Annotated in this window: 29 protein-coding genes; 14 read left to right on the top strand and 15 right to left on the bottom strand. The window is 73.3% G+C overall.

All coding sequences use genetic code 11. The annotated features are described in order from the left end of the window. Positions 1-38: 38 nt before the first annotated feature. The gene (locus ACTWPW_RS55155) at positions 39-950 is read right to left on the bottom strand and encodes a superoxide dismutase (protein ID WP_375109892.1); all 912 of its coding nucleotides are present in this window, start codon (positions 948-950) and stop codon (positions 39-41) included. Between the two features lie 173 nt (positions 951-1,123). On the opposite strand from ACTWPW_RS55155, the gene ACTWPW_RS55150 reads away from it, so the two are divergent. From ACTWPW_RS55150 to ACTWPW_RS55130, 5 genes are all read left to right on the top strand, one after another. Next, on the top strand, positions 1,124-2,587 hold the full coding sequence (locus ACTWPW_RS55150) for a M1 family metallopeptidase (protein ID WP_443173712.1): 1,464 nt from the start codon (positions 1,124-1,126) through the stop codon (positions 2,585-2,587). Between the two features lie 50 nt (positions 2,588-2,637). Continuing rightward, positions 2,638-3,174 (top strand): hypothetical protein, encoded by a 537-nt coding sequence (locus ACTWPW_RS55145; RefSeq protein ID WP_375109890.1) that lies wholly within the window; start codon positions 2,638-2,640, stop codon positions 3,172-3,174. Positions 3,175-3,202: 28 nt separating this feature from the next. Continuing rightward, on the top strand, positions 3,203-3,808 hold the full coding sequence (locus ACTWPW_RS55140) for a cyclodeaminase/cyclohydrolase family protein (protein WP_364136985.1): 606 nt from the start codon (positions 3,203-3,205) through the stop codon (positions 3,806-3,808). Continuing rightward, entirely contained in the window at positions 3,805-4,632 is an 828-nt protein-coding gene (locus tag ACTWPW_RS55135; RefSeq protein ID WP_375109889.1) for a bifunctional 5,10-methylenetetrahydrofolate dehydrogenase/5,10-methenyltetrahydrofolate cyclohydrolase, read from the top strand. The genes ACTWPW_RS55140 and ACTWPW_RS55135 overlap by 4 nt, the downstream gene beginning before the upstream one ends. A 90-nt stretch (positions 4,633-4,722) precedes the next feature. Continuing rightward, positions 4,723-5,436: a type 1 glutamine amidotransferase gene (locus tag ACTWPW_RS55130; protein WP_443173711.1), complete on the top strand. Its 714-nt coding sequence runs from the start codon at positions 4,723-4,725 to the stop codon at positions 5,434-5,436. A gap of 3 nt (positions 5,437-5,439) precedes the next feature. Here ACTWPW_RS55130 and ACTWPW_RS55125 read toward each other — a convergent pair whose 3' ends face one another. Then, entirely contained in the window at positions 5,440-7,053 is a 1,614-nt protein-coding gene (locus ACTWPW_RS55125) for an AMP-binding protein (RefSeq protein ID WP_375109887.1), read from the bottom strand. A gap of 10 nt (positions 7,054-7,063) precedes the next feature. Beyond that, positions 7,064-8,377: an FAD-dependent oxidoreductase gene (locus ACTWPW_RS55120; protein ID WP_375109886.1), complete on the bottom strand. Its 1,314-nt coding sequence runs from the start codon at positions 8,375-8,377 to the stop codon at positions 7,064-7,066. Between the two features lie 71 nt (positions 8,378-8,448). On the opposite strand from ACTWPW_RS55120, the gene ACTWPW_RS55115 reads away from it, so the two are divergent. Then, positions 8,449-9,111: an endonuclease V gene (locus ACTWPW_RS55115; RefSeq protein ID WP_375109885.1), complete on the top strand. Its 663-nt coding sequence runs from the start codon at positions 8,449-8,451 to the stop codon at positions 9,109-9,111. 3 nt (positions 9,112-9,114) lie between these two features. Here ACTWPW_RS55115 and ACTWPW_RS55110 read toward each other — a convergent pair whose 3' ends face one another. Next, complete coding sequence (locus tag ACTWPW_RS55110) at positions 9,115-9,486, bottom strand: hypothetical protein (RefSeq protein WP_375109884.1); 372 nt, start codon at positions 9,484-9,486, stop codon at positions 9,115-9,117. 192 nt (positions 9,487-9,678) lie between these two features. Between ACTWPW_RS55110 and ACTWPW_RS55105 the strand changes: the two genes are divergently transcribed. The 4 genes from ACTWPW_RS55105 to ACTWPW_RS55090 all read left to right on the top strand — a co-directional run bounded on the left by ACTWPW_RS55105 (position 9,679) and on the right by ACTWPW_RS55090 (position 11,065). Continuing rightward, complete coding sequence (locus ACTWPW_RS55105; protein ID WP_375109883.1) at positions 9,679-9,885, top strand: hypothetical protein; 207 nt, start codon at positions 9,679-9,681, stop codon at positions 9,883-9,885. Positions 9,886-9,994: 109 nt separating this feature from the next. Beyond that, on the top strand, positions 9,995-10,141 hold the full coding sequence (locus tag ACTWPW_RS55100; protein WP_375109882.1) for a hypothetical protein: 147 nt from the start codon (positions 9,995-9,997) through the stop codon (positions 10,139-10,141). Continuing rightward, complete coding sequence (locus ACTWPW_RS55095) at positions 10,141-10,761, top strand: TIGR00645 family protein (RefSeq protein ID WP_375109881.1); 621 nt, start codon at positions 10,141-10,143, stop codon at positions 10,759-10,761. Before ACTWPW_RS55100 ends, ACTWPW_RS55095 begins: the two co-directional genes overlap by 1 nt. Before the next feature lie 43 nt (positions 10,762-10,804). Continuing rightward, the gene (locus tag ACTWPW_RS55090) at positions 10,805-11,065 is read left to right on the top strand and encodes a hypothetical protein (protein ID WP_443173710.1); all 261 of its coding nucleotides are present in this window, start codon (positions 10,805-10,807) and stop codon (positions 11,063-11,065) included. A 44-nt stretch (positions 11,066-11,109) separates the two neighbouring features. On the opposite strand, the gene ACTWPW_RS55085 is transcribed toward ACTWPW_RS55090, so the two are convergent. After that, complete coding sequence (locus ACTWPW_RS55085) at positions 11,110-11,913, bottom strand: HAD family hydrolase (protein WP_443173709.1); 804 nt, start codon at positions 11,911-11,913, stop codon at positions 11,110-11,112. A gap of 43 nt (positions 11,914-11,956) precedes the next feature. On the opposite strand from ACTWPW_RS55085, the gene ACTWPW_RS55080 reads away from it, so the two are divergent. Next, positions 11,957-12,316 carry a hypothetical protein gene (locus ACTWPW_RS55080; RefSeq protein ID WP_375109879.1) on the top strand — a complete coding sequence of 120 codons (360 nt, stop codon included), beginning with the start codon at positions 11,957-11,959 and terminating at the stop codon, positions 12,314-12,316. Here the strand turns inward: ACTWPW_RS55080 and ACTWPW_RS55075 are convergent. Next, entirely contained in the window at positions 12,313-12,789 is a 477-nt protein-coding gene (locus ACTWPW_RS55075) for a DUF6968 family protein (protein ID WP_375109878.1), read from the bottom strand. The two genes, ACTWPW_RS55080 and ACTWPW_RS55075, sit on opposite strands and share 4 nt — an antisense overlap. A gap of 128 nt (positions 12,790-12,917) precedes the next feature. Between ACTWPW_RS55075 and pyrF the strand changes: the two genes are divergently transcribed. Further along, the gene (gene pyrF, locus ACTWPW_RS55070; protein WP_375109877.1) at positions 12,918-13,739 is read left to right on the top strand and encodes an orotidine-5'-phosphate decarboxylase; all 822 of its coding nucleotides are present in this window, start codon (positions 12,918-12,920) and stop codon (positions 13,737-13,739) included. On the opposite strand, the gene ACTWPW_RS55065 is transcribed toward pyrF, so the two are convergent. Together ACTWPW_RS55065 and ACTWPW_RS55060 are read right to left on the bottom strand one after the other, a co-directional pair. Next, positions 13,730-14,236 carry a nucleotidyltransferase domain-containing protein gene (locus ACTWPW_RS55065; RefSeq protein WP_443173708.1) on the bottom strand — a complete coding sequence of 169 codons (507 nt, stop codon included), beginning with the start codon at positions 14,234-14,236 and terminating at the stop codon, positions 13,730-13,732. The genes pyrF and ACTWPW_RS55065 overlap by 10 nt on opposite strands. A 147-nt stretch (positions 14,237-14,383) precedes the next feature. Then, on the bottom strand, positions 14,384-16,072 hold the full coding sequence (locus ACTWPW_RS55060) for a 2-isopropylmalate synthase (RefSeq protein ID WP_443173713.1): 1,689 nt from the start codon (positions 16,070-16,072) through the stop codon (positions 14,384-14,386). Positions 16,073-16,277: 205 nt separating this feature from the next. On the opposite strand from ACTWPW_RS55060, the gene ACTWPW_RS55055 reads away from it, so the two are divergent. Then, on the top strand, positions 16,278-16,982 hold the full coding sequence (locus tag ACTWPW_RS55055) for a FadR/GntR family transcriptional regulator (RefSeq protein WP_443173707.1): 705 nt from the start codon (positions 16,278-16,280) through the stop codon (positions 16,980-16,982). Positions 16,983-17,205: 223 nt separating this feature from the next. Here ACTWPW_RS55055 and ACTWPW_RS55050 read toward each other — a convergent pair whose 3' ends face one another. After that, positions 17,206-17,421, bottom strand: a complete 216-nt coding sequence (locus tag ACTWPW_RS55050) for a hypothetical protein (RefSeq protein ID WP_443173706.1) — start codon at positions 17,419-17,421, stop codon at positions 17,206-17,208. Positions 17,422-17,465: 44 nt separating this feature from the next. Here ACTWPW_RS55050 and ACTWPW_RS55045 point away from each other — a divergent pair, with 44 nt between their 5' ends. Further along, on the top strand, positions 17,466-17,966 hold the full coding sequence (locus ACTWPW_RS55045; protein ID WP_375109873.1) for an NUDIX hydrolase: 501 nt from the start codon (positions 17,466-17,468) through the stop codon (positions 17,964-17,966). On the opposite strand, the gene ACTWPW_RS55040 is transcribed toward ACTWPW_RS55045, so the two are convergent. The 6 genes from ACTWPW_RS55040 to ACTWPW_RS55015 form a co-directional block, all read right to left on the bottom strand. After that, positions 17,963-18,721 carry an SUMF1/EgtB/PvdO family nonheme iron enzyme gene (locus tag ACTWPW_RS55040; RefSeq protein WP_443173705.1) on the bottom strand — a complete coding sequence of 253 codons (759 nt, stop codon included), beginning with the start codon at positions 18,719-18,721 and terminating at the stop codon, positions 17,963-17,965. The two genes, ACTWPW_RS55045 and ACTWPW_RS55040, sit on opposite strands and share 4 nt — an antisense overlap. Then, entirely contained in the window at positions 18,649-19,803 is a 1,155-nt protein-coding gene (locus ACTWPW_RS55035; RefSeq protein WP_443173704.1) for a hypothetical protein, read from the bottom strand. The genes ACTWPW_RS55040 and ACTWPW_RS55035 overlap by 73 nt, the downstream gene beginning before the upstream one ends. Continuing rightward, positions 19,803-20,687, bottom strand: coding sequence for a ribokinase (rbsK, locus tag ACTWPW_RS55030; protein ID WP_375109871.1), 885 nt, complete (start codon positions 20,685-20,687; stop codon positions 19,803-19,805). Before rbsK ends, ACTWPW_RS55035 begins: the two co-directional genes overlap by 1 nt. Next, the gene (locus tag ACTWPW_RS55025; RefSeq protein ID WP_375109870.1) at positions 20,684-22,015 is read right to left on the bottom strand and encodes an ADP-ribosylglycohydrolase family protein; all 1,332 of its coding nucleotides are present in this window, start codon (positions 22,013-22,015) and stop codon (positions 20,684-20,686) included. Before ACTWPW_RS55025 ends, rbsK begins: the two co-directional genes overlap by 4 nt. A gap of 61 nt (positions 22,016-22,076) precedes the next feature. Continuing rightward, complete coding sequence (locus tag ACTWPW_RS55020) at positions 22,077-23,216, bottom strand: ADP-ribosylglycohydrolase family protein (RefSeq protein ID WP_443173703.1); 1,140 nt, start codon at positions 23,214-23,216, stop codon at positions 22,077-22,079. Then, positions 23,213-23,685, bottom strand: a 473-nt coding sequence (locus ACTWPW_RS55015) for an ADP-ribosylglycohydrolase family protein (protein WP_443173702.1), incomplete at its 5' end; no start/stop codon positions are given. The genes ACTWPW_RS55020 and ACTWPW_RS55015, both read right to left, overlap by 4 nt.

Genomic DNA, 23,685 nt, shown 5'->3' with positions numbered 1-23,685 from the left:
CTCCGGGACGGGCGGCCCCCGGAGCGCGCGACCCGGGGTCAGGGCTTGATGGCGACCACGTCGTACGTGGTGTCGGGGGTCGGGGTCGTGGTGAAGCGGGCGTTGGGCAGGTAGAGGCGGTGGCCGTAGGCGGCGACCGTCGTGGGCACGTCGAACCTGGGGTCGGTCAGGCGCCGGACGACCTTGCCCGAGGAGCTGTCGCGGGCCAGGCCGATCACGGCGACCGTGTTCAGGCGGTTCTGGACGGCGTACAGGGTGCGGCCGGACAGCAGCAGGCCGTCGCCGTTGGTCAGCAGCTCGCCGCCCAGGTTCACCTCGGTGGTGACGCCGGAGGACGGGTCCACCTCGAACAGCTTGCCGGTGTTGGACTGGACAATCAGCAGCGACCTGCGGTCGGGGCTGGGGGCGATGCCGTTGGCGTTGTTGCCGGTCGTGTACTGGATGGCGCCGCTGAGCGGGATCTTGACGACCTCGTCGGGCAGCGCGCCGCCCCGGCCGAGGTCCAGCTTGTACAGGACCGGGTTGGCGGAGTCGGTGAAGTAGGCCGCGCCGCCGACGAGGATGACGTCGTTGACGAACGACGTCCCGGTGGCGAACTGGTACGACTTGAGGACCTGGCCGGTACGCAGGTCGACCACCCGCGCGTTGCCGGCGTTGCCCCCGGCCACGAACAGCCGCCCGCGCCCGTCGGTCTTGAGCCCGAGCGACTGCGTGCCCGGCCCCTTGCTGATGACGGCCCCCTTGCCGGTGCGCAGGTCGGCCCGGTAGATGTCGCCGGTCGCGCGTGAGCCGAAGTAGGCGTACGGCCCCGGCCCGATCGCTATGCCCTCCGGCTGGAAACCGTTGGGCAGCGGGAACGTATCGGGCTTCGTCGCGGCCTGCGCCGGCACGCCGCCGAGCATGACCACGACGAGTGCGCCGAGTGCGGTCTTCAGGATCGCGGATCTCATGCGGCCCACGATGCCCGGGTGGCCGGTCGCGGCAAAGACCCAGAAAGGGCTTCACAGGGAGTTTTCAGCAATCTCCGGTGCCTGCCCGGACAGGATCGGAAAGCGCCGCCTTCCCCATCACGGTACGGAAAACGCCTTGTGGATCATCGGCGGCCGTCACTACCTTGGCGCGAATGCGGAGGCCCCTCTTATCCCTCATGACCGTCGCCCTGGCCGCCTCGGCCTGCAGCGCGCCCCAGCCGCCGGCTCCGGCTTCCCCCGCCACGACGCCGGCGGGGGCGGCCAGCCCGGCCGTGGCCGAGCAGCGGCCCGCCGTCGACCTGAGCGCCTTCGAGGCCGGCCGGTCGCGGCCCGTCCCCGACCCGCTCTATCCCGCCTACGGCAACCCGTCGATCGACGTGCTCCACTACGACCTGGAGCTGGCCTGGAAGCCCGGCGCCCGCACGCTGACCGGCACGGCGAAGCTGACGATCCGCGCTGCCAGGCCCCTCACCCGCGTGCGGCTCGACTTCGGCCGCGCGCTCAAGGTGGACGAGGTCACGGTGGACGGCGCCAAGGTCAGGGCGACGCGCAAGTACGACGATCTCACCATCCCGCTGGCCGAGCCGCTGGCCGCCGACGAGGGCACCGTCGTCACCGTGCGCTACCACGGCAGGCCGAAGCCCGTGGACGCCAAGCAGCGGCGCAAGGACATCGCCATGCTCGGCTTCCACATCGAAGGCGGGGGCGCCGCGTGGGCGCTGCAGGAGCCGTTCGGGTCGTTCACCTGGTTCCCGGTCAACGACCACCCGTCGGACGAGGCGCTGTACGACGTGGCGATCACCGTGCCGAAGGGGTGGTCGGGGGTCGCGCACGGCACGTACAAGGGGAAGACGTCGGCCGGGCGCACGAGCACGTTCACATGGCAGTCCACCGATCCCGTGGCCAGCTACCTGACGGTGTTCGCGGCCGAGAGGTTCCGGATGTTCAGGGACAAGGGGCCGCGCGGGATCCCGATCACGTACTGGATCCGGCCCCGCGACGTGGCCAAGCAGCTTCCGGTGGCCAAGCGGATGCCGTCGATCATCCGGTGGCTGGAGAAGAAGCTCGGGCCGTACCCGTTCCCGAGCGCCGGGCTGGTGGCCACGAGCGACTCCGGCATGGAGACGCAGCAGATGATCGCGCTCGGCCCGCGCTACATGGAGCCGTCGGTCGTGGCGCACGAGCTGGCGCACCACTGGTTCGGCGACACCGTCACCCCGCGCACGTGGCGCGACCTGTGGCTGAACGAGGGCTTCGCCATGTACTTCGAGATGCAGTGGTACGCCGACCACGAGGACGGCACGATCGACGAGTTCGTCGCCAACATCCGCCGCTTCGACCCCGAGCTGCGCAGGGAGAACGGCCCGCCGGGCAGGTACCGGCGCGACTCCTTCGCCCAGAGCAACGTCTACTACGGCCCGGCGATCATGCTGCACGAGATCAGGAAGCGGCTCGGCGACCGGAAGTTCTTCGCGATGACCAGGGCGTGGGCCCAGGAGCACCGCAACACCACCCAGGACCGGGCGTCCTTCACCAGGTGGCTCAAGGAGCACACCGGCCGTAACTTCACCAAGCTCATCAACGCCTGGCTCGACTCCGAGACCACCCCGCGCTGAGGGATCCCAGCGAGTAGGTTGGGACAGAGCCGAACAAACGGGGTGTAGTTATGTCAAACGGTGCCCGTCATGCTCTGGGAGTGGTCGCCGGCCTGCTCCTCCCTCCACTCGTGCTCGCCGGGTTGTGGTACGGCGTCGGCGAGCTCACCCTCCAGGCCCAGCAGGCGCTCCGGATCTCGTGGACCGGCGCCGGAGCGATCGCCGCGGCCGCGATCGTGCTGGCCTTCCTGGCCGGCTCGCGCCTGTCGCCCGTGGCCTCGCTGCTCGGCGGCCTGGCGTTCACCGCGCTGGGGATCGCGCCCTTCCTGGAGATCGCCTTCGGCGTCCGGCTGGTGAGCGTCGACCTGCTGCCCGGGTTCCTGCGCAACGGGTACACGACCCTCGGCTTCTCGGGGCTGCAGTTCCTGCTCGGCGTGACGCTGCTGGTGGTCTCGCTCTTCCCGTCGCGCTGGCGGGGCCGCCGGTCGGCCGAGCCCGTGGAGGAGTACCAGGACCCCTGGACGCCGGCGCAGCAGTCGCAGCATTACCTGCCCCACAGCCCGCACAGCGGCTCCGAGGACGCCACGCGGCCGATGTACCGCGAATGAGCCGCGCGCGGGCTGGCAGAATGCCGCCATGCGCGACTTGACGATCGTCGACTTCCTGACCGAGCTGGCCGACCGGGTGCCCGCGCCCGGCGGCGGCGCCACCGCCGCCCTGCACGCCGCACAGGCCGCCGCGCTGCTCGGCATGGTGGCCCGCTACACCACCGGGGAGAAATACGCCGGCCACGCCGAGACCGTCGTCGCCCTGATCGCCGAGACCGACACCCTGCGGGCCCGCGCGCTGAGACTCGCCGAGGAGGACGCGGCGGCGTTCACCGCGGTCACCGACGCCTACCGGCTGCCCAAGGGCGAGGAGCGCAGCGCCGCCATCGCCCGCGCGCTGGCCGGCGCCGCCGAACCGCCCGCCCGCGTGGTCGAGGCCGCCACCCGCGTGATCGAGCTGTGCGAGCTGCTGCTGCCGATCGCCAACCGCAACGTCACCACCGACGTGGCCGCCGCCGCGGAAGCGGCGCGCGCCGCCCTCACCACGGCCCGGGTGAACGTGGAGGTCAACCTGGGCGGCATCAAGGACGAGCGAGTACGCGAAGAGCTGAACATCCGCCTCTCCGGCGTCGACGCGGCCGTCGCCAGGGCAGACTGGGTGACCGCCGAAGTACGCGAGGAGATCAACCCGTGAAGACGCTGACCGGCAAGGAGCTGGCCACGGCCATCAAGGCGCAGGCGCAGGCCGAGGCGGCGGCCGGCCCGCAGCCCCGGCTGGCCGTGGTGGTGGCCACCGCCGACGAGGCGAGCCTGTGGTATGTCCGCTCGATCGCCAAGGCGGCGGCCGGCGTCGGCATCGCCTGCGACGTGGTCGACCTGGGCCCCGAGGCCGCCCCCGAGCAGATCGGCGAGATGCTGGTCAGGCTCAGCGCCGACACCGGCGTCCACGGCGTGCTGCTGCAGACCCCGCTGCCCGCCGGCGCGTCCGCGCAGGAGCTGGCCGCGGCCATCGACCCGCGCAAGGACGTCGACGGCGCCAACCCGCTCTCCCTGGGCCGGCTGGCGGCCGGGCTGCCCGCGTTCCCGCCCGCCACGGCGGCGGCCGTGATGGCGCTGCTCGACCACTACGAGGTGGAGCTGCTCGGCCGGCGGGCCGTGGTGGTCGGCCGCTCCACGGTGGTGGGCAAGCCGCTGGCGCACCTGCTGCTCGACCGCCACGCCACCGTCACCGTCTGCCACTCGCGCACCCGCGACCTGGCCTCGGTCACCGCCGAGGCCGAGGTGCTGGTCGCGGCCGCCGGCCGGGCGGGGCTGATCGGCGCCGGGCACGTGGCGCCCGGCGCGGTGGTGATCGACGTCGGCACCAACCCGACCGACGACGGCGGGCTGACCGGCGACGTCGACTTCGACGCGGTCGCGGAGGTGGCCGGCGCGCTCACCCCGGTGCCCGGCGGCGTCGGCCCGGTGACCACCGCCCTGCTGCTGCGCCACACCGCCAGGGCGGCGAACCTGCCGTGACGCGGTGGATCCGCCCCGCAGCGCACTCCTTGGAGCTCACCCGCGTCGAAGACGTGGACGAGCGCATCCTCGACTTCATGGCGGAGGTCCATGATGGCTGACATCCTCGTCGTCCAGAACAGCAGGAGCGGCGGGCCGGGCCGCGTGGGCGACTGGCTGGCGGAGGCCGGGCTGGAGCTCGACGTCGTGCTCGCCCACGAGGGCGCTCCCCTGCCCGCCCGGCTGGAACACGACGCCATGATCATGCTCGGCGGCGGCTACCTGCCCGGCGACGACGACCGCGCCCCGTGGCTGCGCGACGCCCGGCGGCTGATGGGCCAGGCGCTGGCGGAAGGGGTGCCGCTGCTCGGCATCTGCCTGGGCGGCCAGATGCTCGCCCAGGTCGCCGGCGGCGAGGTGACCGGCGACACCGGCGCGCCCGAGAACGGCAGCCTGCCGCTCACGATCAGGCCCGAGGCCGCCGCCGACCCGCTCTTCCACGGGCTGCCGCCGGTGGTGCCCGCGATCGAGCACCACAAGGACGCCATCACCAGGCTCCCGGCCGGCGCGGTGCACCTGGCCGAGACCGAGAGGTGCCCCTACCAGGCGTTCCGGATGGGCGAGCGGGCGTGGGGCGTGCAGTTCCACCCGGAGGTGCGGCCCGCGCGCATCCGGGAGTGGCGGGCCGACGGCTTCGACCCCGCCGAGGTGTACGCGCGGGCGGTGGCGGACGAGCCGGTGTCCACGCCCGTCTGGCACCGGGTGACCGGCCGCTTCGCCGCGCTCGTCACCGAACGGGCGGGCCTGCCCGCCGACGCGGCGTGAGCGTCAGGCGTTGCGGATCCCGGCCGCCGCCCGCAGCCCCAGCAGCTCCACCGACCGTTCCCGCATCTCCACCTTCCTGATCTTCCCGGTCACCGTGAGCGGGAACGCGTCGGCGACGTGCACGTACCGGGGGATCTTGTAGTGCGCCAGCCGTCCCGCGCAGAACTCCCTGACCCGCTCGGCCGTCAGCGGCTCGGCGCCCGGCCGCATGACGACCCACGCCATGACCTCCTCGCCGTACTTCTCGTCCGGCACCCCGATGACCTGCACGTCGGCGATGTCCGGATGGCTGTAGAGGAACTCCTCGATCTCGCGCGGGTAGACGTTCTCCCCACCCCTGATGATCATGTCCTTGATCCGGCCGACCACGTTGACGTAGCCGTCGTCGTCCATGGTGGCCAGGTCCCCGGTACGCATCCACCGGGCCTCGTCGATGGCCTCGGCGGTCTTGGCCGGCTCGTTCCAGTAGCCGAGCATGACCGAGTAACCGCGCGTGCACAGCTCGCCGGGCTCGCCCCTGGGCACGGTGAGCCGGGTCTCCGGGTGCACGATCTTCACCTCGACGTGCGGCATCACCCGGCCCACGGTCTCGGTCCTGCGCGCCAGGTCGTCGTCGGCCCTGGTCATCGTGGACACGGGCGAGGTCTCGGTCATGCCGTAGCAGATGGCGACCTCGCGCATGTTCATCTCGCCGACGACCCGCTTCATCACCTCCACCGGGCACGGGGAGCCGGCCATGATGCCGGTCCTGAGCGACGACAGGTCGAACTTCGCGGCCTGCGCCAGCTCGGCGATGAACATCGTCGGCACCCCGTACAGGGACGTGCACCGCTCCTCCTGCACGGCGCGCAGCGTCGCCTCCGGGTCGAAGCCCGGCGACGGGATCACGATGCAGGAGCCGTGCGTGGTCGCGCCCAGGTTGCCCATGACCATGCCGAAGCAGTGGTAGAACGGCACCGGCAGGCAGACCCGGTCCGCCTCGGTGTAGTGGATCAGCTCGCCGACGAAATAGCCGTTGTTGAGGATGTTGTGGTGCGACAGGGTCGCGCCCTTGGGGAAGCCGGTGGTGCCGGAGGTGTACTGGATGTTGATCGGGTCGTCGAAGGCCAGCTCCGCCATGCGGGCCGTCAGCTGCGCCGGGTCCGCGCGGCGCTCGGCCAGGGCGGCCCAGGTGGGGTCGTCCAGGTAGACGACGTTCTCGAAGCCGGTCTCCTCGACCATCTTCCGGTAGTCGCTGCCCTTGTGCTCCAGGGCGCTGATCAGCAGCCGCATGCCCGACTGCTCGACCACGTAGCGCAGCTCGTGGGTGCGGTAGGCCGGGTTGACGTTGACGAGGATCGCGCCGATCTTGGCGGTGGCGTACTGGACGAGCACCCACTCGGCGCGGTTGGGCGCCCAGATGCCCACCCTGTCGCCCTTCGCGATGCCCCTGGCCAGCAGGGACCTGGCCAGGGCGGCCACGTCGGCGTTGAGCTCGGTGTAGGTCCACCTGCGGCCGGACGGCACGTCGACGAGGGCTTCCCGGTCGCCGAAGCGGGCCACGGTGCGTTCGAGGTTCTCGCCGATGGTCTCGCCCAGCAGGGGGGTGTCGGCGGTGGCGCTGGAGTACGACAGCATGCCCACAGTGTCATTCGCCGCCCGGCGTACGCACCAGACCCCGGCCGCGACGCGCCGCGAACCCGGCCGCCACGAGCGCGGCGCCCGCCGCCGCCGCGGCCAGCCGCTGGCGCGTGATGCGCCGCTCCACCTGCGAGTACGGGGTGGTCGAGAACGACACCAGCTCGTAGCGGGAGACGTAGCCGGGCAGCGCCCGCTCCAGCGCGTGCTCCAGGCGCTTGCCCGCCAGGAACAGCCGGGAGCCGACCTTGTCGCGCATCTCCACGAAGTTCTCCAGGGCCAGCCGGGCGATCACGTCGGTGTCGGCCCGGCGGCGCTCGAACAGCTCCAGCGCCCTCGGGAAGTCGTCGCCGGCCTCGTCCAGGCAGCGGTCCAGCGCGACACAGTCCTCGAAGCCGCAGTTGGCGCCCTGCCCGTAGAAGGGGACGATGGCGTGCGCGGCGTCGCCGACGAGCCCGACCGTGGCGGCCCCGGTGGTGACGTGCCAGGGCGCGCAGCGCATGGTGACCAGGTGGCCGACCGGGTTGTCCCGGTAGGCCGGGACCAGGTCGGGCATCAGCTCGAACGCGTCCGGGTAGTGCGCGGCGAAGTACGCCCTGACCTTCCCCGGCGTGTCCAGCGCGGCCAGCGTGTCGTGCGGCCAGAACACGGTGCAGGTGAACGAGCGGTCGGGGTTCGGCAGGGCGATCATCATCGAGCGGCCACGGGGCCAGATGTGCAGCGCGCCCGGGTCCATCGCGTACTCGCCGTTCCTGGCCGGCAGCGGCAGCTCCTTGTAGCCGTAGTCCAGGTAGTCCTGGCTGAAGCTCACCCCTGGCAGCTGCTGCAGCCTGGCCCTGACCGCGCTGTACGCCCCGTCCGCCCCGATCACCACCCGGGCGCCGTCCTCCTTGCCGTCCTCGAACTCCAGCCTGCCCGTACGCTCGTCCAGGCCGATGAGCCGGCGCCCGAACCGGAGATCCACGCCCGGCATGGCGTCCGCCGCGTCCAGGAGCCGCCGGTTGAGGTCGGCGCGGCCGATGGAGTTGATCGCCTGGGTGCGGTCGGCGCTGTAGGGCTGGAAGGTGAGGGCGCCGTCGGGCGCGTGCATCATCCGGCCCGGCATGGGAATGGCGGCGTCGAGGACCTTGCCGTCGAGACCGAGGCGGCGCAGGGCGTCGATGCCGCGGGCGGAGAGGGCCAGGTTGATCGACCGCCCGCCTTCCCGGCCGTGCCGGCGGGGGTCGGGGCGGCGCTCGTACACGGTGACGTGGTGGCCGCGGTGGGCCAGGAAGCAGGCGAGCAGGCAGCCGACGAGGCCGGCGCCGACGATCGTGACTTCCATCTCTCCTTCGTACGGCGGGGTGCGGTATATGTCCAGGCGAGGCACCGGCGTGACGCGATACCTTTGGCCGGGTGCATGTGAAGCAGCTTCACCCCTGGCCCTCCGGCGTCGCCGAGGCGGAGGCCATCCAGGACCGGCTCCGCCCCCAGGTCGAGCTGACCGGACCCACCACGTTCACCCTGGTGGCGGGCCTGGACGTGCACTACCACGGCGACGACGAGGTGACGGCCGCGGTGGTCGTCCTCGACGCCGCCACGCTCGCGCCGGTGGAGCAGGTGGTGGCGCACGGTGCGGCGGCCTTCCCGTACGTGCCCGGCCTGTTCGCCTTCCGCGAGCTGCCCGCCCTGGTGACGGCGCTCGAACGGCTCGCGGTGACGCCCGACCTGCTGGTCTGCGACGGTTACGGGCTGGCCCACCCGCGCGGCTTCGGCCTGGCCTGCCATCTGGGCGTGCTGACCGGGCTGCCGTCGGTGGGGGTGGGCAAGACGCCGTTCGTCGGGACGCACGAGCCGCCGGGGCCCGAGCGCGGGGCCTGGACGCCGATCGTCCACGACGGCGTCACGGTCGGCCGGGCCCTGCGCACGCAGCCCGGGGTCAAGCCCGTGTACGTCTCGCAGGGCCACCGCATCTCGCTGGACACCGCCACGGACCAGGTCCTGCGCCTGGCCGCCCGCTACCGGCTCCCCGAGCCCGTCCGCCACGCCGACCACCTGGCCCGCCACCCGGGCCCGTAGCGGTCAGCGCCGCCAGGACCACACCAGCAGCCACACGCTGAGCCCGAAGAGGGTCATCCCGAGCGGCACGTGCGCGGCCACCGCGCCCGACCCGCCCAGCGCGGACTGCACGAACCCGAGCAGCAGCACCGCCAGGCTCGCCAGTGCCGGCCAGCCGGGCCCCCGCGCCGGCCGCCAGAGCAGGATCGCCCCGATGAGCTGCAGCAGGCCCAGCGCGTGCACCGCGCCCGCCCCGAGCCCGTGCAGGTCCGCCCCTCCCCCGCTCATGAGCTGCCCGGCGGTGACCGCCTGGGCGAGCACGGCCAGCGTGTTGAGCGCGGTGACGGCCTTGAACGCGGTCGCGTACCCGCTCCCCTTGGCGACCTCGGTAACCACAGGACCACTCCTCTCGAAGGAAGGTCTCCAGGATCTTTCCTGGCCCCCGGACGGGCATCCGCCGGCCGTCGCGATCGCCGCTACACCTCAGGGCGTACGCGCTCCGAACTCTTTACTTAGACGAAGTGTTACCGAATAACTACTCTGGGTAGCTAGTCGAGGGTTGTTCATTACCGTCACCCAGGAGGTTTCATGCTCTTCACCCCCCGCCGGATCGCCGCCGCCGCGATCTCCGCCGGCGGCCTGATCCTGGTCACCGCCCCCGCCGCGCATGCCGTCGTGGACCCCGTCCACGCCCTCACCTGCCTGGCGGAGACACCCGCCGACCCGACCGCGCTCCTCGATCCGGCCACCGTCACCTCGGGCGAGCTCCCGGTGACACACTGCCTCACCCCCTGATCCACGCCTCCGGGACACCGGCACGGGACCACCCCTCGACACCGGCACAGGCGGCGCCCCCTCGCACCGCCCGGTCCCACCCACCGAAGAGCAGCAGCAAGGAGTTCCGTTGAAGGTCCGAGCCCTGGCAGTTTTCGCCACTCTCGCGCTGGCGGGCGGCGCACCCCCCCTTATCCTCGACGGCCTCGGCACGAACGAGCCCCCGCTCGTCGAGGTCCAGACCTGGGTCCAGCACATCAACGTCCTGACGTCCTAGTGCGGATCGCGCAGCTGTCCGTGGCCGACACGCCGGCCGGGCCACGGACACCGCTGACGCGCGTCGGCTACGTCATGTTCCTCAGCCGATGGATCCAGGTGCCGCTCTACCTGGGGCTGATCGTCGCGCAGGTCGTGTACGTGTGGCGGTTCATGGTGGAGCTGCTCCACCTGGTCCATCTGGGTTTCGGCGGCACGCCGCCGGAGACCACCGTCATGCTGATCGTCCTCGGCCTCGTGGACGTGGTGATGATCTCGAACCTGCTCATCATGGTCATCATCGGCGGCTACGAGACGTTCGTCTCGCGGCTGCGCATCGAGGGACACCCCGACCAGCCCCAATGGCTTTCGCACGTCAACGCCAACGTGCTGAAGGTCAAGCTGGCCATGGCGATCATCGGCATCTCCTCCATCCACCTCCTCCAGATCTTCATCAACGCGGCGCGACCGACCATCACCGACCGGGAGCTGATATGGAAAACCCTCATCCACCTGACCTTCGTCGTCTCGGCGCTGGCGCTCGCCCTGATCGACCGCATCATGGCGGGTGGACGGCCGCAGCAGGGCGCAGGCGACGGGGTGCACCCTGCCGAGCGGCAGCCGGAGCGGATGGCCGCCTAGCCTGGCGGCGCCGGGCGTGGCGATGCCGGGGGTGGAGCACCTGATGGGGGTGAAGGGCGCCGCGTTCGCGGGACTCGGGGCCGTCACCGCGGCGCTGCTGTGCTGCACCGGCGCGTACGCCGACGACGACGCCGCCGCGAAGCCCGGCCCCGCTCCCCTGATCGGCGACGTGATCATCTTCAACGACGAGATCGTGGAGCCGGTGTCGTTGCCGCTGAGCACGTGCGGTGGTCTGGTGCCGCTGCTCAGCAAGTCGCCCACCACCTGCGAGGGCACGTCGCGGGTCTCGGACGACGACGCGTGAGGCCGCATGTGCCCGCCCCCGGGGGTGGGCGGGCACCGGTCCCGTCAGGCCAGGAGGCTCTCCAGCACCACGGCCACGCCGTCCTCGTCGTTGGACAGCGTCCGGTGCGCCGCGGCCGACAACACCAGGGGGTGGGCGTTGGCCATCGCGTAGCCGGCGCCCGCGTACATCAGCACGGCCAGGTCGTTGGGCATGTCGCCGAACGCCACCACGTCGCCGGCCCCGAAACCCCGCTCCCGGCAGAGCCGGTCGAGCGTGACCGCCTTGGTCACCCCCGGGGCGCTGATCTCCAGCAGGCCCTCCACGCCCGAGTACGTGACCTCGGCCAGGTGCCCGATCGCCGCCGACACGGCCGCGTACATCTCGTCCGCCGTGTGCGCCGGTGACAGGGCGAGCAGCTTGACGATGGGCTGGTCCTCGTCGAAGACGGAGCTCACCTCGCGGTAGAAGGCCAGGTCGTGCTCGACCCGCCTGGTGTAGGCGGCCTCGGTCAGCACGTTCCTGCCGGTCTCCACGGCCAGGCCGATGCCGGGCAGCGCCTGCGCGAGCGCCTGGGCGACCTCGCGCGCCGCCCGCGGGTCGAGCGGGCTGCTGGCGGTGATCTCGTCGGTGGCCAGGTCGTACACGATGGCGCCGTTGCTGCAGATGGCGGTGCCGGTGACGCCCGCCTGTCCGGCGATCTCGCGGATGCCGCGGGGCGCCCGGGCGGTGACGAAGACGATGTCGGCGCCGGCCGTGCGGGCGGCCCGCAGCGCCTTCCTGGTGCGGGGGGAGACGGTGCCGTCGGAGGTGAGGAGGGTGCCGTCGAGGTCGGTGGCCACGATGCGCGGGAAGGTCACGGTGCTCACAGGGGCGATTATCCCGACATAGGGGTTCTTGTAAGGTACGCGGGTGTCCTCAACTGCCCGGCCGGACGACCGCGCCGCGTCCGCGTTCCGCTTCGCCACCGAGCTGGTGGCGTGGGTCGCGACCCCGTGGGCGCTCGCCCCGCACTCCGTGCCGCTGGCCGTGCTGTCCGTGGTGGTGCTGATCGGGCTGCCGACGATCTTCTCCACCCCGGGCGACAAGCGGAACGTGATCGTCGCCGTGCCGGGTCACGTGACCATCGCGCTGGTCGTCCTGCACGTGCTGGCCGCGGTGGCGGCGGCGTGGGTGGCCTGGCACGCGGTCGCCGCCGCGCTGGTGTCCGTGCTGGCCGTGGTGACGGTGGTGCTGGAGCTGCCGCGCTGGCGGTGGCTCGTGTCGCGTTAGATCCGCATCTCGGAGGGGAGCTGCCTGTCGGCGTCGGTGAGCTCCACGCCCAGGAGCTGCCCGGAGTCGCCGTAGTCGAGGACGACGTCCTCGGCCACGACCTGGCGTACGGCCTCGCCTGGCACTATTTCGTGCTTCATCCCGATATATGCGATATTCCGGTCCTCGTCGACACTCACGTACACCGTCCGCGCCCGCTTCCCCTCCGGCGCGTCGTCCCAGGCCAGCAGCCCTCCCTTGGCCTCGTGGGAGCCCGCCAGGGCCGTCCGGACCATGGCCATCGCCAGCTCCACCGCCTCGAACGAGTCGAGCCCGGTGACCTTCCGCTCGTGCTCCCACCCGTCGAGCCCGTCGATGCGGTACGGGCACGACCACTCACCCGTCGGTTCCTCGTAAGGCACGCCGAGCGCGACCACGACGTCGCGCGGCGGATCGGTACGCAGCACCAGCATCCGGTGGGCGATCTCGTACATGTCTGCTGATCTACCCCCAAGGCCACTCCTGGAAGACTCGGCCCGGCACCGGTTAGGCAACAGAGCCTCGGTACCATATCGTCGCCGGAGAACCTTTCGTGCCCACGGTGCCTACTGGGAGCGCACAGATGAACGATTCCTTCGGGACCCGTCTGCGAGCCAGGCTCGACGAGCGGGGGCCGCTCTGTGTGGGCATCGACCCGAGCCCGGCCCTGCTCCACGCCTGGGGCCTCGACGACTCCCCCGCCGGTCTGGAACGGTTCTGCCGCACCGTCGTGGACGCGGTGGCCGACGTGGCCGCCGTGGTCAAGCCGCAGTCGGCCTTCTTCGAGCGCTGGGGCAGCCGCGGCATCGCCGTCCTGGAACGCACCATCGCCGACCTGCGCGAGGCGGGCACGCTGGTGCTGCTCGACGTCAAGCGGGGCGACATCGACAGCACGATGGCCGCCTACGCCGAGGCCTACCTCGACAGGGGCAGCCCGCTGGCCGCCGACGCCGTGACGCTGAGCCCCTACCTGGGGTTCGGGTCGCTGGAGGGGGCGATCACGTCGGCGGTGGCCAACGACGCGGGCGTGTTCGTGCTGGCCCGCACCTCCAACCCGGAGGCGGCCGGGCTGCAGCGGCTCGTGGCCGGCCAGGTGCTGGCCGGGGCCGCCAGGGCGAACGCGGGGCATTCGCCGTTCGGGCCGGTCGGGGTGGTCATGGGCGCCACGCTGCCCGCGCTGGAAGACTCGCTCGCCGACCTCAACGGGCCCATCCTGGCCCCGGGCCTGGGCGCCCAGGGGGCCACGCCCGCCGACGTGGCCCGGCTGTTCGGGTCCGTACGGCACGCGGTGGTGCCGTCGGTGTCCAGGGCCGTGCTGGCCGACCCGAAGCGGCTGCGCACCCGCACGCTCCACTACCGCGACGAGTGCGCCGCCCACCTGTCCGGGGTCGCCTCTCAGAAGTGAGTCTCCGACCCGAACGCCTCCCGGAGCACGGCCATGTCGTGCAGGTCGCGTTCCCGGGGCCGGTAGCCCTGGTGGAAGGCGATCTGCTGGGCCGCTGACAGGCACGGCACCCGCGCTCCCCCGATCACGCCGGAGGCGAAGGCGTCCGCCGGATAGGTGAGGGCGCCGCCCTGGTCGTCGAGCCGCTGGACGGCGGAGCCGTCGGGCCGGAAGCGCAGCGGGTGCAGGTCCAGCTCGCGCCCGCCCGGACCGGCCATGACGAAGCGGGCCGGCCGTCCCGGCACGACTCCCTCCAGGCGCTCGGCGTAGCCCAGGGCCTCCAGCGCGGCGATCGCGGCGGGCTCCTGCTCGGCCCGGTGGAGGAGGTCGAGGTCGTGGTGCTCCCTGGTGACGCGGCCGACGAGCGCGTCGATGCCCCACCCGCCGGCGACCCAGACGGCGCAGCCCGCCGTCTCCAGGGCCGCCAGCACGTCCAGGACCGCGCCTTCCGCGAACATCCGCATCCCTCCACCGGGCGATTCCGTACCGGCTCGGGCGAGTCGGCCTCGGCGTACGAAGAGGTGATCGTACTCGAGCGAGGCCCCCTCGCGATCCGGGACCGGCGCACCCGCCGGTCCCGGCGGCTCATGCAGAGGCCGAGGGCGTCAGACGGCGCCGCGGGCGGCCGGTTCGATGACCCGGTTCACGGCGGCCAGCACCGCGTGCACCGACGCGGTCAGGACCGAGGTGTCCTGGGCCGCGCCCCAGCAGGTGGTGCCGCCGACGCGGGCCTCGACGTAGGCGATGGCCCGGCTGCCCCGCCCCGGGTCGAGGGCGTGCTCGGCGTAGTGCAGGATGTCCACGTCGATCCCGTCGGCGGCGAGCGCGCCGGTCAGCGCCGACAGCGGGCCGTTGCCGGTCCCGTGCAGCCGCCGCCCGCTGCGCAGCGTGCCGCCGAACTCGTGCACGCCCGGCGCGGTCTCCACCGTGCTCCAGTCGGCCAGCGCGCTGGTCTCCCCCGGCGCCAGGTAGGTGGCGTGGAAGAGCTCCCAGAGCTGCTCGGCGGTGATCTCCTCGCCGCTGCCGTCGGTGGCCCGCTGGACGACCGAGGAGAAGTCGATCTGCAGGCGGCGGGGCAGCTCGAGGCCGTAGCGGGTGTTCAGGAGGTAGGCGACGCCGCCCTTGCCCGACTGGCTGTTGACGCGGATGACGGCCTGGTAGTCGCGGCCCACGTCGGCCGGGTCGATCGGCAGGTACGGCACCTCCCACGGTGCCTGCTCCGGCGGCACGCCCAGATCCGCGGCCCGCTTGGCATGGTGGGCCAGGCCCTTGCCGATGGCGTCCTGGTGGGTGCCGGAGAAGGCGGTGTAGACGAGGTCTCCGGCGTACGGGTGGCGGTCGGGCACCGGCAGGCGGTTGCAGTGCTCGACGACCCGGCGCACCTCGTCGATGTCGGACAGGTCCAGCATGGGGTCCACGCCCTGGGAGTGCAGGTTGAGCGCGAGCGTCACCAGGTCCACGTTCCCGGTGCGCTCGCCGTTGCCGAACAGGCAGCCCTCGACCCGCTGCGCCCCGGCCAGCAGGGCCAGCTCGGCGCAGGCCACGCCGGTGCCGCGGTCGTTGTGCGGGTGCACGGAGAGGATCACCGCGTCCCTGCGGTCGAGGTGGCGGTGCATGTACTCGATCTGGTCGGCGTACACGTTGGGGGTGGCCACCTCGACCGTCGCGGGCAGGTTGTGGATCACGGGGCGGTCCGGGGAGGCGTCCCACAGGGCCGTCAGGTCGTTGCAGACCTCCAGCACGTAGTCCGGCTCGGTGAGGTTGAACACCTCCGGCGAGAACTCGAAGCGGAGGTCACGGTCGCCGGCGAGGCGGGCGAGGTACTCGGCGGCGTCCCTGATCAGGGCGCGCAGGGCGGGCCGGTCGTGGCCGAGGACCACGTTCCGCCAGGTGGGGGCGGTGGGGGTGTAGAGGTGCACGACCACGCGGGACATGCCCTCGACGGAGTCGAAGGTGCGCTCGATCAGGTCGTGCCGGGCGGGCGTGAACACCACCACGGTCACGTCGTCCGGCACGGCGCCCGGCGTGGCCAGGTGGCGGACGAAGTCGAAGTCGGTCTGGCTGGCGGAGGGGTAACCGACCTCGATCTCCTTGAAGCCCATGGCCGTGAGCAGGTCGAACATGCGGCGCTTGCGGGCCAGGTCCATCGGCTCGGCCAGGGCCTGGTTGCCGTCGCGCAGGTCGACGGGCACCCACAGGGGGGATGCGGTGATGCGCCGGGCCGGCCAGTCGCGGCCGCCGGTCAGCGGCACCTCGACGCGCTCGTGGGCGGGCTTGTAGCGGTGGTACGGCATGCTGCTGGGGCGTTGCCGGTTCCATTCGTACACGTGGCTGCTCTTCCGTCTTGAGGTGGACAGACCGGCGGGCACCCGGGCCACCGCGGCGGGGTGCCGGTCCGGTCAGGCCCCGCCGCGGCCGGGAAGGAGCAGACCGTACGACGTCATGGGCGCTACACTAACCACAACACAGGTCCTCAGACAACCTGAGAGGTTGACCGCGATGCCGCTTGGCTCCCTCCGCCCCAGCCCGCTCGTCGAGCAGGCCACCGAGCACCTGCGCGAGCAGATCACCCAGGGCGAGTGGCCGGTGGGCACCCGGCTGCCCGGGGAGAACGCGCTGGCCAAGGCCCTCGGCGTGGGGCGCTCGACGGTGCGCGAGGCGCTGCGGGCGCTGGCCGGGGCGGGGCTGGTGCAGGCCCGGCAGGGGTCGGGGGTGTTCGTGATCGCCACGGCCGGCGCCGCCGAGCCGGCCGAGAGCTGGGCCGCCCGGCTGCGGCGGGCCGCCATCACCGACGTCTACGAGGTCCGCATGATCGTCGAGACGCAGGCGGCCGTGCTGGCGGCGGGGCGGCGTACCGAGGAGGACATGGCCGCCCTGGAGGCGGCGCTGGAGGCGCGGGAGCGGGGGGCGGAAGGGGACGACGCGGCCTTCGTGGACGCCGACATCGCGCTGCACGCGGCCGTCGTGGCGGCGGCGGGCAACCCAGTGCTCTCCGACCTGTTCGCGGAGTTCGCGCCCGCCTTGCGGGGGCGGCTGATCGATCTGGTGGAGTTGCTGGGGTTGCGGGAGCACCACCGCAATCCGGGGCATGACACGCATGCCGCCCTGGTGGCGGCCATCCGGGAGGGGGACGGGACGGCGGCCGGGGGGATCTTGCAGGCGGAGCTGGAGCAGACGCTCACCCACCTGCACGCCAAGCGCTGACCCGGGCCCGCTGGGCACTCACCCCCACCCCTGACCCTCGGTTCATCGGCCCCGCTTGCGTCCGCCGCCCTCGACGGCGCCGCCAGCGCCATCGGAACGCCAGCCCACCTGGGCGCGGCCGGTCAGACGCCGGGCGGGCGCCGGGCGGGCGCCGGGCGGGCGGGCGCCGGGCGGGCGCCGGGCGGGCGGGCGCCGGGCGGGCGGGCGCCGGGCGGGCGGGGCGTCAGCCGGTGGGGCCCACGTCCGGGCGGATCTCGCTGTCCTCCTCGTCCGCGTCCGGCGCCTCCTCCGGCTCGGGTTCGTCCTGTTCGTCGGGCGGGTCGGCGGGCACGGGGCGGCGCGACTTCGGGGTGCTGGCGCCGGATCGTTCGGCGACCACGTCGCTCTCCCCGTCCACGCCCCCGATCGCCTCCGGCAGCTCATCGGATGTCTCGCTCATAGTCACCCACCTGCCCCACGAGGACCGTTTGTTACCGTCCGGGGGTGACCACCCGCACCCAGCGCCCCACCGCGCGCGTCATCCTGGCCGCCCCCGACGACCGGGTGCTGCTGCTCCGGTTCGTCCCGCCCGAGCCGTGGCCGAGCGAGCCCGCCTGGCACCTGCCGGGCGGCGGGATCGAGGCGGGCGAGACCCCGGCGCAGGCGGCGGCCCGCGAGGCGCTCGAAGAGACCGGCCACGTGCTCGACCCCTCCGCCCTCGGCCGGCCCGTGGCCACGAACGAGGGCCCGTGGTCCAACCAGGGCCGCCACTTCTACACGGTGCACACCTACTTCTTCGCCCGCGTCCAGTCGTGCACCGTCACCCCGACCGCGCTGGAGGAGTACGAGCGGGCGGAGGCGCTCCTGGGCAACCGCTGGTGGAGCGCCGCCGAGCTGGCCGCCACGGACGAGCTGGTCTTCCCGCCCGGCCTGGCCGCCCTCCTGCCCGGCCTGCTCGCCGGGGAACGGCCGGCGACCCCGGCCCGGCTCCGGTGGACCCGCTAGCGAGCGACGCGGAAGCCGATGTTCGGGGAGCGTTCCAGGTCGGGGTGGGTACGCAGGAGCTTGACGGTGTCGTCGGCGGCCACGTACCACTCCGAGCCGGTCGCCACCGGGCCGGGCCCTTTGAGGATCAGGAACCTGGTGCGCCCGTCGGTGTGCTCGCTGTCGGTGAGGTTCCACAGCGTGGCCGGGCCGGACCACTCGTACTCGGTGGGCAGCCGCGCCCCCGCCCACGCGGCATAGGCGCGGGCCTCCTCCAGGGTGACGTGGGTGACGGGCGCGTCCGGGTCCCCCAGCCAGGGGTGGCCGGGGGCGAACCTGGCGAACTCGGCGTTGGTGACCTCGCGTTCCGCGGCCGTGGCGGCCCGCCTGACCTGGCGGGTCTCGGTGCGCATGGCGTGCAGGCGGGGCGGGAGCGGCTTCCACTCGTCCACGAACGGGGCCTCGCCGTCGAAGCCGCACTCCCGTACGCGGTAGGTGATCTCGGCCGTCGCGGGCGCGCCCTCCAGCGGCGTCGTGCGGCGGGGCGTCCGCGCGGGGAACGTGGTGTCGTCGCTCCACCCCGGATCCCGGGGCTCCAGATCCAGCTCCTCCGGTACGGCCAGCACCGCCGCGACCCCCCGGCCCGGGACCGTGCCGTGCAGGTCGTCGTCCAGCTCGACCCCGTGGATCAGGTCGTAATACCTCAGCTCCCGATTTTTCGGGATATCGAGAGGGGGCCGCGGTACGCCTCGGCCGAGCGGTTGACGATCGTCCACAACGTCACGCCGTCGCCCGACCAGCGGGACGCGGGCAGGCTCGGGGCGGCCTCGTCCACCAGCGGCGTCCACTCACCCTCGGCGAACAGCTCCGCGTACGCCCGCTGCACCGGCAGCATGGCCCGCAGGATCGCCCGGTCCCTGGCGTTCCACCCCACCCAGGAGCCGAACACGTTCTCCCAGACCAGCATCCCGCAGCCGTTCATCCAGGCGGAGTGCAGCTCTTCGGAGTGGTCGCGGTGCCAGCGCCGGGTGTGGTGCAGCATGTGCCGCCGCTCGAACCACTTGGTCTTGATCACGCCCGGCCAGTCGGAGTCCGCGAACCACTGCGCCCACGACATCGCGTGGTCGGCCACCCGGTCGAGAGGGACCGAGGACTCGCTCTCCAGCGCCACGCCGTACTCCGACAGCCAGGCGTCGCCCGCCTTCAGCGTGTCGAGGAACAGCCCGTCGGGCCGCAGCCGGTCCACCACCTCGCCGAGCCCGGTCCGGTGGTCCTCGGGGCGGGTGCCGGTGTCCCAGGGGTTGTAGTCGAGCAGCACGCGGACCCCGGCGGCGCGCAGGTCGCGTACGAGCTCGTCGATGCCCGGGACGTCGCGGTAGAGGTCGAACTGGTTGCGGCCGTCGATGCCGATCACGGGGTAGGCGTGCCAGAGGACGACGGCGTCGTACCCGCCGAACTCGCGCTCCCCGTGCGCGAGGAACCGCTCGGGCGTGAACCGGTCGCCGTCCCGGAGCAGGTCGTCCCAGAGCCAGGCCACGCAGACCGAGAAGCAGCGGCGGGTCCAGCCGGGGTACGCGCCACGGCGGGGCAGCCGCGCGCGGGCCTCCTCCCGCCATCGGGCCAGCGCCGCCCGCCAGGCGTCACGGTCGGCCGGGTCGCCGGGGGCGGCGAGGATCTTGGCCCGATCGAGCCCGCCGAGGTCCCCGCCGTCCAGCGGGACCCGCGCCGGCAGGTCGATCTCCCGCGGCCGCGGCTCCGCCGGCCGGAAGCCGGCCGCGTGCGAACCCGGCCGGGAGCCGGGCGTGTTCGAGCCGGGCAGGGCGGCGTCCCGGCCCGGCAGGGTGGTCTCCGGGGGCATCAGGTGAGCGCGTCCTCGATCTGCCGGCGGGTCGGCATCGACGTGCTGGCGCCCTCCCGCTGCACCGACAGCGCCGCCGCCACGGAGGCGAAGTGCAGGGCCTGCGCCACGGCCAGCCCCTCCGACCGCGCCACGGCCAGCGCCCCCACGAACGTGTCGCCGGCCGCCGTGGTGTCCACCGCGTCCACCTTCACCGCGGGCACCCGCACCCGCTCCCCCGACCGCGACCCGTACAGCGCGCCCTCCGAGCCCAGCGTGATCACCGCCTCGTCGACCAGCTCCAGCAGCGCGTCCATGGCCGCGTCGGCACCCGTCACGCCGGTGATGGCGGCGGCCTCGTGCTCGTTCGGGACGATGGTGGTGACCGCGTCCAGCAGCTCGGCGGGCAACGGCTGGGCGGGCGCCGGGGTGAGGAACACCGGCACGCCGGACACCTGGGCGGCCTGCGCCGCGGCCACGACCGCCGCCATCGGCAGCTCCAGCTGGAGCAGCAGCACCTGTGACCTGGCAATCGCGGCCAGGTCCTCGCCCGAGGGGCCGGTGACGGTGCCGTTCGCGCCGGGGACGACGATGATCGAGTTGCCGCCGGTGTCGTCCACCACGATGTGCGCGATGCCGCTGGGCCCGGGCACCTGGCGCAGCCCGCGCACGTCGACCCCGGCCTCAGCCAGCGTGGCGCGCATCTCCGCGCCGAACCCGTCGTCGCCCACCGCCCCCAGGAACGCCACCTCGCTGCCCGCGCGGGCGGCGGCGATCGCCTGGTTCGCGCCCTTGCCGCCGGGCACGGTGCGGAACCGGTGGCCGGTGACCGTTTCGCCCAGTTTGGGGGCTTCGGAGACGTAGGCGACGAGGTCCATGTTGGCGCTGCCGAAAACCGAGATCATGACTTCATCATCTCCTGTGTACGCGCCGCCAGGGCGGCAAGACCCACCCCGTCGAAGCCGGTCAGGCTGCTGGCCAGGCTGTCACGCATGCGCCACCGCTCCGGCACCCCGCCGTTCAGCGCGCCCGCGACGGACCCGGCCGTGGCCCCGGCGGAGTCGGTGTCCCAGCCGCCGGCCACCGCCCCGGCGATCGTGGCGGTGAAGTCGCCCCGGCCGTGGATCAGCGTGGCGGCGACGAGGGCCGCGTTGTTGATCGTGTGCACCCAGTGCAGGTTGCCGTGGCGCTCGTGGAGCAGGTCGATGACGCGCTCGAAGTCGTCCTCGCGGGCGGCGTCGGCGACGGCCAGGCGTACGGCCTCGTGCAACCGCGAGCCCCGCGGCACCACGGACAGCCCCGCCCGCACGACCTCCTCCGCCGAACCGGCGACCATCGAGGCGGCGCACATCGCGGCCGCGAACATGGCCCCGTAGATCCCGTTGGCGGTGTGCGTGAGCCGGGCGTCGCGCCAGGCGTGCTCGGCCGCCGTGGCCGGGTCGCCGGGATTGACCCAGCCGTAGACGTCGGTCCTGATCAGCGCGCCGATCCACTCGCGGAACGGGTTGCGGTAGGTGGCCGTGGCCGGGGGCTCGACGCCGTCCAGGAGGTTGCGGTACGCGACGCGCTCGGCGGTGAACGTACGGCCCGCGGGCAGCTCGTCCAGCCACAGCCGGGCCACGTCCTCGGTGGTGAACGCGCGCCCGTGGCGCTCCAGGACCGACAGCGCCAGCAGCGGGTAGTTGAGGTCGTCGTCCTCGGGGACGCCGTCGATGTTCTCGGCCAGGGAGTTGACGGCGCTGCGGCGGTTCCACGGCCAGCGGCGGGCGATGTCGTCCGGCAGGCCCTTCGCGGTGAACCAGCCGCGGATGGGCCAGTTGCCGGTGGCCTCGGCGATCTGCCTGATGCCCGCGCGCGGGATCTTCTCGACCGGCTTGCCGAGCACGCAGCCGGCCGCCCGGCCCAGCCACGCGCCCAGCACCCGGCCGGGGTCGACGGCGACCTCCCGGGGGCGCGGCTCCGGCCAGTCGGGGCAGGCCGCGATGATGCCCGCCAGGTCCGACGGCTCGGGCAGCGGGGACGGGACGGCGGCCAGCTCGTCCAGCAGCTCCTCCGCCAGGCCGCGCAGCCGCGCGGCGCCCGGCTCGGAGGCGCCGGCGCGCGGCGGGGCGTCGTGGCCGCCCGCCGCGTGCCACCGGGCGGCGATCTCGCTCACGTCGCGGCCGTCCTCGGCGGCCTGGCGCAGCTCGTGCCCGACGAGGTCCTCCGGCTGCACCCAGGTGAGGCGGATCATGCGCGCTCCTCGAATCGGGTGCGGGTGCGGTGGATCATGCGCGTCGCGCGGGTGCCGGTGGTCATGCGTGGTCGAGGTCGGCGAAGGCGGACTCGTGGGCGCGGCGCCGTACGAGGTCGTCGGCGTGCACCCGGCGCGCCACCCCGGCGATCGCGAGCCCGGGAGCCACCAGGTCCGTACGGCTGGCCGCCGCCACCTTCTCCACCCACTCCGGCGGCACGGAGGCCAGCCCGCCGAGCGCGCCCGCGATGGCGCCCCCCATGGAGGCGATCGAGTCGGCGTCGCGCCCGTAGTTCACCCCGCCCAGCACCGTGTCGCGGAAGTCGCCCTTGGCGATCACCAGGAACCCGAGCGCCAGCGGCAGCTCCTCGATGCTGTGCACCCGGCTCGGCCGGCGCGCCCCCAGCCCCTGGTCGCGGTAGGTGTCGGCGACCGTGTCGAAGGGCCGGACGGCGGCGCGCAGCGCCTCGAACGAGCCGTCCCAGTGCCCCAGCCCGGCCGCGGTCTCGCAGACCGCCTCGATGGCGGCCCGGGTGCCGTCCTTGGCCAGGCGCAGGCAGGCCGCCACCACGGAGTCGGCGGTGGCGCCCGGCCGCATGGCCTCGGCGACGGCGGCGGCCATGACGCCCGCGGCCTCGCGGCCGTAGCTGGACTGGTGCGCCCCGGCCAGGTCGACGGCCTCGGCGTAGGCGGCGTCGGGGTCGGCGGCGTTGACGATGCCGACGGGGGCGACGTACATGGCGGCGCCGCAGTTCACGATGTTGCCGACGCCGGCCTCGCGCGGGTCGGCGTGCCCGTAGTGCAGGCGGGCCACGATCCACTTCTCGGCCAGGAAGATCCGCTGCAGCGGCAGCGCCTCGGCCTCCAGCTCGGGGATCCACCGCCGCTCGCCCATCAGCTCGGGCACCAGGTGCTCGGCCATCGAGTAGGCGTCCAGGTGACCGCCGGCCTTCTCGTACACGCGGATCAGGGCGTGCGTCATCAAGGTGTCGTCGGTGATGTGGCCGTCGCCCTTGTGGTACGGGGCGATGGGGCGGGCGTTGCGCCAGTCCTCGTTGAACGGCGGCACGATGCCCTCGACGCGGCCCCCGTACCGCTGCACGATCTGCTCGGGAGTCCAGCCCTCGGTCGCGCCGCCCAGCGCGTCACCGACCGCCGCCCCCGCCACGCAGCCGGTGGCCCTGTCTTCAAGCGGCGTCATGCTATGTCCTCCAATAGTTGGATCAAATCTCGGCCCGCCAGATCAGGCAGGCAACAACCGGCCAGCGTACGGGTCGAGGCGGTCCACCCCTCCGGGATCGCCTCGTACCCGCCGCAGGCCCCGGCCAGCGCCCCCGTGAGCGCGGGCGCCGAGTCGGCCAGCGAGGCCAGGCACGCCGCGGCGGGCACGGCCCTGCCCAGCTCGCCGCCGGACACCTCGGCCAGCGCCAGCGCCACGGGCACCGTCTGCGCGGCGCCCACGCCGTAGCTGTAGACGTGGTCGAGCAGGGCGCCGTCGAGCGCGGGGATCGCGCCGAACGGGTCGCCCGCCTTCCGCGCGACGGCCAGCGCCAGGCGGGCGTTGTGGCCGATGGCGGTGTCCTCGGGCAGGACGGCCAGCGCCGCCTCGACCGCGCCCGCCACCGAGCCCGATGCCACGGCCTCGGCCACCGCTGCGGCCATGGCCAGGG

The organism is Nonomuraea sp. KM90, assembly GCF_052246675.1.
In the GTDB taxonomy this organism is placed as follows: Bacteria; Actinomycetota; Actinomycetes; order Streptosporangiales; family Streptosporangiaceae; genus Nonomuraea.
Note: the sequence above shows the minus strand (reverse complement) of the source record. Positions and strands in the feature narration are given on the sequence as shown.